Annotated in this window: 9 protein-coding genes; 7 read left to right on the forward strand and 2 right to left on the reverse strand. The window is 68.3% G+C overall.

The genetic code is table 11. The features are described from left to right. Positions 1–88: 88 nt before the first annotated feature. The 6 genes from bamA to VGD93_RS13750 all read left to right on the forward strand — a co-directional run bounded on the left by bamA (position 89) and on the right by VGD93_RS13750 (position 6,588). Positions 89–2,194, forward strand: coding sequence for an outer membrane protein assembly factor BamA (bamA, locus tag VGD93_RS13725; RefSeq protein ID WP_395012722.1), 2,106 nt, complete (start codon positions 89–91; stop codon positions 2,192–2,194). Between the two features lie 94 nt (positions 2,195–2,288). Then, the gene (lpxD, locus tag VGD93_RS13730; RefSeq protein ID WP_395012723.1) at positions 2,289–3,317 is read left to right on the forward strand and encodes a UDP-3-O-(3-hydroxymyristoyl)glucosamine N-acyltransferase; all 1,029 of its coding nucleotides are present in this window, start codon (positions 2,289–2,291) and stop codon (positions 3,315–3,317) included. After that, positions 3,317–3,799, forward strand: a complete 483-nt coding sequence (fabZ, locus tag VGD93_RS13735) for a 3-hydroxyacyl-ACP dehydratase FabZ (protein ID WP_395012724.1) — start codon at positions 3,317–3,319, stop codon at positions 3,797–3,799. The genes lpxD and fabZ overlap by 1 nt, the downstream gene beginning before the upstream one ends. Then, entirely contained in the window at positions 3,796–4,611 is an 816-nt protein-coding gene (lpxA, locus tag VGD93_RS13740; RefSeq protein ID WP_395012725.1) for an acyl-ACP--UDP-N-acetylglucosamine O-acyltransferase, read from the forward strand. Before fabZ ends, lpxA begins: the two co-directional genes overlap by 4 nt. 2 nt (positions 4,612–4,613) lie before the next feature. Next, complete coding sequence (gene lpxI, locus VGD93_RS13745) at positions 4,614–5,444, forward strand: UDP-2,3-diacylglucosamine diphosphatase LpxI domain-containing protein (RefSeq protein WP_395012726.1); 831 nt, start codon at positions 4,614–4,616, stop codon at positions 5,442–5,444. Next, positions 5,437–6,588 carry a lipid-A-disaccharide synthase gene (locus tag VGD93_RS13750; protein WP_395012727.1) on the forward strand — a complete coding sequence of 384 codons (1,152 nt, stop codon included), beginning with the start codon at positions 5,437–5,439 and terminating at the stop codon, positions 6,586–6,588. Before lpxI ends, VGD93_RS13750 begins: the two co-directional genes overlap by 8 nt. Here the strand turns inward: VGD93_RS13750 and gltA are convergent. Both gltA and gltX read right to left on the reverse strand, forming a co-directional pair. Next, positions 6,564–7,853 (reverse strand): citrate synthase, encoded by a 1,290-nt coding sequence (gene gltA, locus VGD93_RS13755; protein ID WP_395012728.1) that lies wholly within the window; start codon positions 7,851–7,853, stop codon positions 6,564–6,566. The genes VGD93_RS13750 and gltA overlap by 25 nt on opposite strands. Before the next feature lie 144 nt (positions 7,854–7,997). Further along, entirely contained in the window at positions 7,998–9,419 is a 1,422-nt protein-coding gene (gltX, locus tag VGD93_RS13760) for a glutamate--tRNA ligase (RefSeq protein WP_395012729.1), read from the reverse strand. Positions 9,420–9,510: 91 nt separating this feature from the next. Between gltX and VGD93_RS13765 the strand changes: the two genes are divergently transcribed. Then, the coding region (locus VGD93_RS13765) for a ComEC/Rec2 family competence protein (RefSeq protein ID WP_395012730.1) at positions 9,511–11,599 on the forward strand (2,089 nt) is incomplete at its 3' end.

Below are 11,599 nucleotides of genomic sequence, written 5' to 3' on the forward strand. Positions count from 1 at the left end.
AATGGAGTTAGCTGGGGAGAGCCGTCACGGTGATTCCCAGACATGGGTCGCATGAGGCAATAACAATATGATTCACCCCAGGAAGCTGATGCGCGGTGCATTTCTGGCGCTGGCTATGTTGGCTGCAGCGCCCCTCGTCGGCGCCGGCGGGCCGCTGCTGGGGGCCGCCCAGGCGCAGGCCCAGGCGCGCGACGCGCTCGTCGCGTCGGTCCTGTTCGAGGGCAACAGCGGCTTCTCTGACGCCGAGCTGCTTGCCATGGTCGACGTCGCGGAGCGGGGCACGGTCAACGACGCCCGGCTCGCCGCCGACGCCGAGAGCATCCGCCTCGCCTATGTGAGCAAGGGCTACACCAACGTGCGCGTCACGGTGCGCAAGGAGGCGACCGAGGGCGGCCGCGTCCGCGTCACCTTCGTCATCGAGGAGAACCAGCGCGCCGGTATCGTTGCGATCAACTTCACCGGCAACAACGCCTTCAATGCGGGAACGCTGAAGGGCGTCATCCTCACGCGCGAGACGCACCTGCTGAGCTGGCTGTTCCGCGACGACACCTACACCGAGGACAAGCTCAGCGTCGATCGCGAGCTGATCCGCATCTATTACGCCAATCGCGGCTTCCCCGACGCCGTCGTCACCTCGGCGGTGGCCGAGTACGACGCCAGCCGGAATGGCTACTTCATCAACTTCACCATCTCCGAGGGGGAGCGCTACGAGTTCGGCGCCATCGGCGTGGAGACCAGCATCGCGGGCCTCAACACCGACGCCCTGACGAGCACCATCCGCACCCGCCAGGGCGCGCGCTATTCGCTCGCCGACCTTGAGAAGTCGCAGTCCGACATGGCATTCGAGGCGACCTCGCAGGGCTATGCCTTCGCCGACGTGCGCCCCCGCCTGACGCGGGACCCCGCCACCAACACCTTCCAGGTGACGTACCTCGTCGACGAGGGGCCGCGCGTCTATGTCGAGCGCGTCAACATCACCGGCAACAACAAGACCCGCGACTTCGTCATCCGGCGCGAACTCGGGTTCGCCGAAGGCGACCCGTTCAACCGCTCGCTCGTGCAGCGCGGCAAGCTCGCCATCGAGAAGCTCGGCTTCTTCGATCGCGTCGACGTCAGCATGGAGCCGGGCAGTTCGGCCGACAAGGTCGTCATCAACATCGCGGTGACCGAAGGCTCCTCCGGCGACTACGGCGCCACGGCCGGCTATTCCTCGCAGGACGGCATTCTCGGCGAAATCTCGATCACCGAGCGCAACTTCCTGGGCCGCGGGCAGTATGTGCGGGCGGCGCTGGGCGCCTCCGGCAACGGCACGAGCTTCGACTTCTCGTTCACCGAGCCGCGCTTCATGGGTCTCAAGGTCTCGTCCGGCTTCGATTTCTATCACCGGATCACCAACGAGAGCTCGACCAACTTCTACGGCTCGACGGCGACCGGCGGCCAGATCCGCTTCGGCCTGCCGATCACGCGGGACGTGACCACGACGCTGTTCACCGGCCTCGAGACCAAGACCTTCGCCGACGTCGACGCTCCGTTCTCCTCGTTCGTGGATGACGGAGACGTGCGGAACAAGGCTTGGGTGGGCTATACGCTGACCTATAACGGGCTCGACGACACCAAGAACCCGACCGAGGGCCTGTTCGCCACCCTGACGCAGCAATATGTCGGCTGGGACTACAACTACGTGAAGACCGAGGCCAAGGCGCGCTACTTCATGCCGCTGGTCGAGGATGCGGGTATCATCGGCAGCTTGCGCGGCCAGGCCGGCATCATCAACACGCTCGATGGTAGTGCGGTCTCCTCGCTCGAGGCCTTCCACCACGGCCCGTCGCTGGTCCGCGGCTTCCAGGCGCGGCAGTTCGGCCCGCGGCTCGACACCGGGGAAATGCTCGGCACCACGATGTATGCGGCGGCCTCGGCGGAGATCGAGTTCCCGATCCCGGTGCTGCCGGAATCGTACGGCCTCACCGGCGCGATCTGGGCCGACGCCGGCTGGATCGATGGCAATGCCGACGTGCCGGTTGGGCGCACGGTCGATGCGGGCAGCGTCGACCAGCCCTTCAAGTCCTCGGTGGGCGCGTCGCTCATCTGGGACAGCCCGTTCGGGCCGCTGCGCGGGGATTTCGGCTACGTCCTCAGCAAGTCGACCGACGACAAGACGCAGATCTTCCAGCTCACCATCCAGAACCTGCTCTAAGGTGGTGGAGCGCTTGCTCTAGTCGTTCCGGCATGAGAGAAATCCGAAGCCGCGGTGCGGTTGCACCGCGGCTTCGTTGTTCCTGAAGACTGCCATGGTCGATATTCGCTTCCATCTCTGCTCCGGCCCGATGACGCTGGAGGCGCTGCTCGGCGCCCTGCCGCCATCCCTCGCGCCCATCGACGATGCCGGCGCCGGGGCGCAACTGGTATCCGGTGCCGAGGAACTCTCGGTCGCCGGCCCCCAGCATGTCTCGCTCGCCGCCCATCGCTCCTATATCGAGGACCTGCGCGCCACCATGGCCGGCGTGGTCGTCGTCAGTGCCGATCTCAGCGAGCACGTGCCGGCGACGTCCCGCGCCGTGATCGCGGAGCGGCCGCATGAGGTCTTCGCTGCATTCCTCGACCGGCTCTATCCGAGGGGGACCCGCGGCGCGGTCGGCGGCGTGGAGGCGGGCGGCGCCGAGCCGTTTGTCGAAGCGGGCGTCACCATCGGGCCCAACGTCGTCCTGGGGCCAGGGGTGGAGATCGGCAGCGGCACGGTCATCGGCGCCAATACGGTGATCGGGGCAGGGGTGGCGATCGGGCGCGATTGCATCATCGCCGGCAATTGCAGCATCGATTGTGCCTATCTGGGCAGCAATGTCGTGGTGCATGCGGGTGCCCGCATCGGCAGCGAGGGTTTCGGCTGGCTCGATTTGGGGCGCACAAACCGCAAGATCCCGCAACTGGGCCGCGTCATCGTCCAGGACGGCGTGGAGATCGGCGCCAACACCACCATCGACCGGGGCGCGCTCGGTGATACCGTCATCGGCGAAGGCACGAAGATCGACAACCTCGTTCAGATTGGCCACAATTGCCATATCGGTCGCTACTGCCTGATCGCGGCCCAGTCCGGTCTGTCGGGCTCGACCGTGCTCGAAGACGGGGTATTGATGGGAGGCGGGGTCGGCACGGCGGGGCACCTGACCATCGGGCAAGGCTCGGTAGTGCACGGCCGCGCAGCGGTGACCAAGAGCTGGCCGGCCAACTCGAAGCTGATCGGCGCGCCGGCTCAGGACATCAGGGATTTCTGGCGCGAGGCAGCGATGCTGCGGCGCATGAGTAAAGGGGACAAGGGTTGATGGACAAGGTTGCGCAACAGGCGGACGGGCGGCAGCTCACGACGCTCGAGATCGGCCAGATCCTCGAGTGCCTGCCCCATCGCTACCCCTTCCTGATGATCGACCGTATCGTGAAGATCGACCGCGACGAGTCGGCGGTGGGCATCAAGAACGTCACCTACAACGAGCCCATCTTCCAGGGGCATTTCCCGGGCAAGCCGGTGTTTCCCGGCGTGCTCATCATCGAGGCGATGGCGCAGACGGCCGGGGCGATCGTCATTGCCCATGATTCCGCCAATGGCGGCAGCAAGAGCATCGTGCTGATGCTGACCATCGACAAGGCCAAGTTCCGCAAGCCGGCCGGGCCGGGGGACACCATCGAGTTCCATATCCGCAAGATCCACCGCCGCCGCACCGTCGGGCGCTACGAGGCGCGTGCCATGGTGGACGGCCAGCTCATCGCGGAGGCCGAGGTCGGCGCCATGATCGTCCCCGGGGAATGACCGTGGGCCACGTCGAGGTACATCCGACTGCCGTCGTCAGTCCGAAGGCGCGCATCGGCGCCGGCGTGAGCATCGGCCCCTATTCGGTGGTCGGCGATGATGTCGTCCTCGGCGACGGCGTCGAGTTGTTGTCGCATGTCGTGGTGGCCGGCCGCACGCAGATCGGGCAGGGCACCCGCATTTTCCCGTTCGCGTCCATCGGCCACCAGCCGCAGGACCTCAAATACGAAGGCGAGCCGAGCCGGCTGGTCATCGGCGAGCGTTGCGTGATCCGCGAAAACGTCACCATCAACCCGGGCACGCGCGGCGGCGGCATGGAAACCCGCATCGGCGACAACTGCCTGCTCATGGCCAGTTCGCACGTCGCGCACGACTGCAAGGTCGGCAACAACGTGGTGCTCGCCAACTATGTCGGCCTCGCCGGGCACTCCGTCATCGGCGATTTCGTCGCCTTCGGCGGCATGTGCGCCGTGCACCAGTTCGTGCGCATCGGTTCGCACGCCTTCATCGGCGCCCAGAGCATGATCGATGCCGACGTCATTCCCTACGGCATGGCCGTGGGCAACCGCGCCAGGCTCGCCGGGCTCAACCTGGTCGGGCTCAAGCGCCGCAAGTTCGACCGCGACGCGATCCACCGCCTGCGCACCGCTTACCGCATGATCTTTTCCAGCGAGGGCACGCTGCGCGAGCGGGTGGAGGACGCGGCCAACATGTTCCGCAACGAGCCGCTGGTGCAGGACGTGGTGAGCTTCGTTGCCGCCGCCAGCGACAGGCCGCTCTGCCTGCCGCGCAACGGCGCGAGCGAAGAATAGGCATGGGCGAAAGGCTGGCGCTGATCGCCGGATCCGGAGCACTCGTCCCGGAGGTGATTGCCGCCGCCCTCGAACGGGGCCATGTGCTGCGGTTGCTGACCTTGAGCCGGCGCCGCGACCTGCGCCGCTTCGATCCGGTGCCGTTCACCCTCGCCGATCCTGCCGTGGCGGTGGACGCCATCCGCAGCTTCAATGCCACCGCTTTCGTCATGGCCGGTGGCGTCAGCATTTCCGACATCGCGCGTGAGCGCCTGGCGCGCTTCTTCCGCGGCGGGGACCGGGGCGGCGCCGCCTCCGTCGGCGATGCCGGTTTGTCTGGCCTCGCCAGCGATCTTGCCCGCCTCACCGGGGCGCGGCCGATGGGTGTCCACGAAATCGCCCCGGAACTGCTCACTCCGTCAGGCCACCTGGCCGGCCCGGCGCCCAGCCAGGCCCAGGCCGACGCCGCCGCGTACGGGCTGCGGCTGGCGCACAGCGCCGGGGCGCTCGATCTCGGCCAGGCCGTGGTCGTCGCCGGTCGCCGCGCCGTCGCCGCCGAGGACATCGCCGGCACCGACGCGCTGCTCGCGCGAGTCCGCCGCTTTCGCCGGCTGGGCCTCGCCGCCGACGGGCAGTCCCCGCTCGTCCTCGCCAAATGTGCGAAGCCCGGGCAGCCGCGTTATGTCGATCTGCCCGCCATCGGGCCGGTCACCATTGCGGGCGCGCGCCGCGCCGGCATCGGCGTCATCGCGCTCGAGGCCGGCGCCACCATCCTCATCCAGAAATCGACGCTGCTGGCGGCGGCCGATGCCGCGGGCATCACGCTGCTGGGGCTGGCCGTTCCCGATGCCTGATCCGCTGCGGCTGTTCATCCTTGCCGGCGAGCCGTCGGGCGATCGCCTGGCGGCGGATCTCGTCGACCGGCTCTCTCGTCACCGCAGCCTCAGGCTTTCCGGCGTCGGCGGCGAGGCGCTGGCGGCGAGGGGACTGCGCTCCCTGTTCCCCATGCGGGAGCTCTCGGTCATGGGCTGGGCCGACGTCTTGCCGCGCCTGCCGCTGCTGCTCTGGCGTGCGCGACAGGTGGCGCGAGCCATCATCGCCGGCAGGCCGGACATCGCCGTCCTCGTCGATGCGCAGGTGTTCTCGGCGCTGGTCGCGCGCCAGGTACGGGCAGCCGGAGTGCATACGCCGCTGCTGCTCTATGTGGCACCGGCCGTCTGGGCCTGGAAGCCGGAGCGCGCCGCCAGGCTTCGGCCGCTGTTCGACGAAATCCTCACGGTGCTGCCGTTCGAGCCGCAGGTGCTCGCCGAACTCGGCGGCCCGCCGGGCCGCTATGTCGGCCACCCGGCGCTCGCAGCGCTGCCTTTCCGCCCGGAGGTTCCGGCTACTGGCCCGCTGCTGCTGCTGCCGGGGAGCCGCGAGGGTGAGTTGCGCCGCCACTTGCCCATGATGAGGGGCGTCGCCGAACACCTCGGTCGGCATCCGCGCGTCACCGGTTTCGTGCTGCCCACCCCGGGCCACTTGGCGGCGCGCGTGCAGGCCGAGGTCGCCGGCTGGCCGGTGCCGGTGAAGGTGGTCTCTGCCGAAGCGGACAAGCGGGCGGCCATCGCTGCCGCCGTCGCGGCCTGCGCCGTGACCGGCACGGTCACGCTCGAACTGGCGCTCGCCGGGGTGCCGATGGTCACGACTTATGTCGCCGACAAGGGCCAGGCCAGGCGCTGGGTCAAATACAAGGTGCGCTTCGCGTCCCTGCCCAACGCCATCCTCGGACGCGAACTCGTCCCCGAGATGTTGTCTCTTGCTCCCGAGCCGGAGCGCCTGCAGGCCGGGCTGCGGGCGTTGCTCGATGACGCATCGGCCAGCGCCGCGCAGCTCGACGGCTTCCGCGACATCCGGGCGCTGATGGAAAGAGGGGCGCCCGAGGCGCCCCTGTGCGATCCCGCCAAGCGGGTGCTGTCATATGCCGCGCCTGATCAGCGCTCGGCGATGTCGGTATAGTCGCGCGCCGGGGCGCCGTTGTAGAGCTGGCGCGGCCGGCCGATCTTCTTCTGCGGGTCGGCGATCATTTCCTTCCACTGCGCGATCCAGCCGACGGTCCGCGACAGCGCGAAGATCGCCGTGAACATCGAGGTGGGGAAGCCGATCGCGTCGAGGATGATGCCGGAATAGAAGTCGACGTTCGGATACAGCTTGCGCTCGACGAAATAGGGGTCGGAGAGCGCGATCTTTTCCAGTTCCTGGGCCACCTGCAGGGTCGGGTTGTTTTCGACGCCGAGCAGGTCGAGCACCTGCTTGGCGGTTTCCTGCATGACCGTGGCGCGGGGGTCGTAGTTCTTGTAGACGCGGTGGCCGAAGCCCATCAGGCGGAACGGGTCGTTCTTGTCCTTGGCCCGCTCGAGGAACTCGGGAATGCGGTCGACGGTGCCGATCTGGCGCAGCATGTTGAGCGCCGCCTCGTTGGCGCCACCATGCGCGGGGCCCCACAGGCAGGCGACGCCCGCGGCGATACAGGCGAAGGGATTGGCGTCGGACGAGCCGGACAGGCGGACGGTCGAGGTCGAGGCGTTCTGCTCGTGGTCGGCATGCAGGGTGAAGATCAGGTCCATCGCCCGGGCGACGACCGGGTTGACCTTGTAGGGCTCCGCCGGCACCGAGAAGCACATGTGCAGGAAGTTGCTGGCGTAGTCGAGGTCGTTCTGCGGGTACACGAAGGGCTGGCCGATCGAGTACTTGTACGACATTGCCACGATGGTCGGGATCTTGGCGATCATGCGGATCGAGGCGACTTCCCGCTGGTGGGGATCGGCGATGTCGATGGAGTCGTGGTAGAAGGCGGCCATGGCGCCGACGACGCCGCAGACCACGGCCATCGGGTGGGCGTCCCGGCGGAACCCGCGGAAGAAGAAGTGCAGCTGCTCGTGCACCATGGTGTGGCGCGTGACGCGGCTCTCGAAATCGGCGAGCTGCGCCTGGGTGGGCAATTCCCCGTACAGCAGCAGGTAGCAGACTTCGAGGTAGTGGCTCTTCTTGGCAAGCTGGTCGATCGGGTAGCCCCGATACATCAATTCGCCGCGGTCGCCGTCGATATAGGTGATGGAGCTGTCGCAGGCTGCGGTCGAGGTGAACCCCGGATCGTAGGTGAACATGCCGGTCTTGGCGTAGAGCGATCGGATATCGATGACATCGGGCCCGACCGATCCCGAAAGGACCGGGAACTCGTAGGTTTTGTCACCGATGGTCAGGGTTGCGACAGTCTCGGACATTATAGGTCTCCTTGACGGCGGAGTGCCCGACGCAGGTGGCGGGCTGGCCGTGGTGCGGTGGGTCGCGGTGGCACTGCCCTATCCGATTTACCCCTCATCTGCAACACAAGGGTGAGCAGGCTTGACCTATCCAAATGAACTAAATCACGGGCGTTCCGTCTGGTCTCCGAGCCGGGCCAGCGTCTCCTCGCGGCCGATCAGAACCATGACCTCGAAGATGCCGGGCGAGATGGTCCGGCCGGTGAGGGCGGCGCGCAGCGGCTGCGCCACCTTGCCGAGCTTGAGCCCGTGTTGCTCCGCATACAGGCGGGCGGCGGCGTCGATCGCCGGCACCGACCAGTCGGCGAGCCCGCGCAGCACTTCGGCGAAGGCGGCGATGTGGGCGCGGCTGCCTTCATCGAGATGGGCGGCAGCGGCGGCGTCGATGGCCAGCGGCCGCTTGGCGTAGATGAACTGCGCCAGGTCGATCAGTTCGAGCACGGTCTTGGCGCGGGGCTGCAGTTCGGGCAGGGCGGCAAGCACGGTGTCGCGATTGGCCACGAGCCCCGCCGCGTCGGCCTGTCGGTCGGTTTCACGGGCCGTATCCACCATCACCGTGTACAGGCGCTCGGGCCTGGCCTCGCGGATATAGTGGCCGTTGATGCTTTCGAGCTTGGTGAAGTCGAAGCGGGCGGCGCCCTTGTTGAGGTCCTCAAGGTTGAACCACTCGACGAGTTGCTCGACCGAGAAGATCTCGGCGTCGCCATGCGACCAGCCGAGTCGGGCGAGGTAGTTGATCATGGCCTCGGGCAGGTAGCCCATCTGGCGGTAGGCGCCGACGCCCAGGGCTCCGTGGCGCTTGCTGAGCTTGGCACCGTCGGGGCCGTGGATCAGCGGGATGTGCGCCATCTCCGGCACCTCCCAGCCCATGCCGTTGTAGATGACGATCTGCCGCGCCGCGTTGGTCAGGTGGTCGTCGCCGCGGATGATGTGGGTCACCTCCATGTCGTGGTCGTCCACCACGACCGCCAGCATGTAGGTGGGCGTCCCGTCCGAGCGCAGGATGATGAAGTCGTCGAGGTTCTCGGCCTTGAACACCACCTTGCCCTGGACGTGGTCGTTGACGACGATCTCGCCCGTTTTCGGGGTCTTGATGCGGATGACGGGGGTGACGCCGGCGGGCGCCTCCGCCGGGTCGCGATCGCGCCAGCGGCCGTCATAGCGCGGCGGCCGGCCCGCGGTCCGCGCCTCTTCGCGCATCTGCGCCAGCTCTTCGGGCGAGCAGTAGCAGTAGTAGGCCTGGCCCCGGGCCAGCAATTCGCGTGCGATTTCGGCATGCCGCTCGGCCCGCCCGAACTGCATGATCGGCTCGTCGTCCCAGGTGAGCCCCAGCCAGCTCAGGCCGTCGAAGATCGCCTGCACGGCGGCCTCGGTCGAGCGTTCCCGGTCCGTGTCTTCGATCCGCAGCAGCATCTTGCCGCCGTGATGGCGGGCGTAGGCCCAGCAGAACAAGGCGGTGCGGGCGCTGCCGATATGCAGGTAGCCGGTCGGGGAGGGGGCGAAACGGGTAACGACTTGCTTGGCCATGGCGCCCGGCAACCTTCGGAAAGTTTGGTGTTTTGCGGCCCCGTGTGTAAGCATCCAGGCCTGCAAGCGCAAGGGTTGGGGGCTTCCCTTGATGAGCGACGTGGTCCATGCGGCCGGGGTCGATCGCGCCGGCGGCGCGCCGGTACCCGCGCAGCTGCCTCGTCCGGGCAGCGGCCTGCCGTTCCTGCCCGAAAGGTCACGGCACTGGCCGGGCCTGGCGGCGAGCGTCGCCACGGCACTGGAGCAGCGCCGGCTCTTCCAGTTGCTGCCCTTCGCCGTCATCTGCGGGCTCGTCGTCGCCGTGCAGGCGAGCGAGCCGCCCCGGCCCCTGGCGCTCCTTGCGGTGGGGCTGGTCCTCGTCGCAGTGATGGCGGTCACCGTTGCCGCGGGGCGGGGCCATCGTCCCGTGCTTCTCGCCGCCGCCTTCTGGACCGGCTTCTCGCTGCTTAGCGTGCACGGCGCGCTGTTCGGCACCCCGATGCTGGCGCGTCCCGCCTATGGCACGTTTGCCGCGCATGTCGACGCCATCGTGTCCGAGACCCAGAGCGGCAAGCGCGTCGTCGTTTCCGCCATCACGCCGGTCGGCGATACGCGCCCCGTGCCGGTTCGGCGCGCCCGCATCGTCATCGACGGCGGGCCCGATCTCGCCCCCGGCGACACCATCCGGGCGGCCATCCGCTTCTACGAAGTGCCCGGTCCCGTATATCCCGGCGGGCACGATACGCAGTTCCATGCGTATTTCTCCGGCATCGGCGCCTATGGCAATACCACCGGCCCGGTGCAGGTGGTGGAGCAGGGCGGGGCGAGCCCAGCACGCCTCATCGATTGGCTGCGCCAGGGGATCGCCGGCCGTATCGACGCGCACCTCTCCCAGCCGGCGGCGGGCATCGCGCGCGCCGTGATCAACGGTGATCAGAGCGCGGTCGAGGATGCCGCCCGCGATGTGATGGCGACCGCGGGGCTCGCCCACGTGCTGTCGATCTCCGGCCTGCACCTGACCCTCGTCGCCGGCGGCGCCTATTTCGTGCTGCGGCTCCTGCTCGCCGCCTCGCAGGCGCTGTCGCGCCGGGTCTCGGTCAAGTTGCTCGCCGCGCTTGGCGGTATTGCCGCGGCGCTCGCCTATTTCTCCATCTCCGGCGGCAATGTCGCGGCGCTGCGCTCCACCATCATGATCATTCTCGTGTTCGGCGCCATCGTCTTCGGACGCCGGGCGCTGACCATGCGCAACGTCGCCATCGCCGCGCTGATCGTGATCGCGAGCGACCCGGCGAGCGTGTTCCGGCCGAGCTTCCAGCTGTCCTTCGCCGCCGTCGTGGCACTGGTGGGCGGCTACGAGATGATGCGCACCGAGCGGCGCAGGCAGGCGGGGTTCTTCGCCGTGCTCTGGCGCTACCTCGCCGGCATCGTCGTCACCAGCTTCATCGCCGGCGGCGCCACCCTGCTGTTCTCCATCTACCACTTCCAGCAGACATCGCCGCTCGGCATCGTCGGCAACCTGGCCGTGCTGCCGCTGGTCAGCTTCGTGATGATGCCGGCGGCCGCCACCGCCGTGCTGCTGATGCCGTTCGGCCTGCATGAGATGCCACTCTGGGCCATGGGCTGGTCCATCGACCGCATGCTCGATCTCGCGGCCTCCATCACGCAATGGAGCGCGGGCATCGACACTAGCCCGCTTCTCACGCCGACGGCGCTGCTGCTCGGGCTCGCCGCCCTCGCGTGGTTCGCCTTCCTCACCGATTGGTACCGCTTGCTCGGCCCGGTGCTGCTGCTGCCGGCGGTGCTGGCCTTCGCCCTCGACACCCCGCCCGACATGCTGGTGGCGGACACGACGCAGGCCGTCGCCTACCGCGCCGCCGACGGCCTGCGGCTGGCCACGGGCAAGCCCGGCAGTTTTGCCGTCGACGTCTGGCAGGAGACCTATGGCGAGCCCATCGCCGCGGGTGCCGCGCGCTGCGACAGCATCGGCTGCCTGGTGGAAAGCCCGCGCGGCTTCCGCGCCGCCATTGTCCGGGATCCGGCGGGCTTCTACGAGGACTGCGCGGCCGTGGACCTGGTGGTCACGCGGCGGCGGGCGCCGGTCGGCTGCGCGGCCCCTGCGATCGTGGACGCCGACGACCTGGCGCGCGGCGGCGTCCATGCCTTGCGCTGGGACCCCGGCCGCCGCACCTTCGAAATCCGCG

The organism is Devosia sp., assembly GCF_036406155.1.
Classification (GTDB): Bacteria; Pseudomonadota; Alphaproteobacteria; order Rhizobiales; family Devosiaceae; genus Devosia_A.

Bases quoted from the DNA above. Each gene is read 5' to 3' on its own strand.
- bamA (WP_395012722.1), top strand. From the start codon at position 89: ATGCGCGGTGCATTTCTGGCGCTGGCTATGTTGGCTGCAGCGCCCCTC.
- lpxD (WP_395012723.1), top strand. From the start codon at position 2,289: ATGGTCGATATTCGCTTCCATCTCTGCTCCGGCCCGATGACGCTGGAG.
- fabZ (WP_395012724.1), top strand. From the start codon at position 3,317: ATGGACAAGGTTGCGCAACAGGCGGACGGGCGGCAGCTCACGACGCTC.
- lpxA (WP_395012725.1), top strand. From the start codon at position 3,796: ATGACCGTGGGCCACGTCGAGGTACATCCGACTGCCGTCGTCAGTCCG.
- lpxI (WP_395012726.1), top strand. From the start codon at position 4,614: ATGGGCGAAAGGCTGGCGCTGATCGCCGGATCCGGAGCACTCGTCCCG.
- VGD93_RS13750 (WP_395012727.1), top strand. From the start codon at position 5,437: ATGCCTGATCCGCTGCGGCTGTTCATCCTTGCCGGCGAGCCGTCGGGC.
- gltA (WP_395012728.1), bottom strand. From the start codon at position 7,853: ATGTCCGAGACTGTCGCAACCCTGACCATCGGTGACAAAACCTACGAG.
- gltX (WP_395012729.1), bottom strand. From the start codon at position 9,419: ATGGCCAAGCAAGTCGTTACCCGTTTCGCCCCCTCCCCGACCGGCTAC.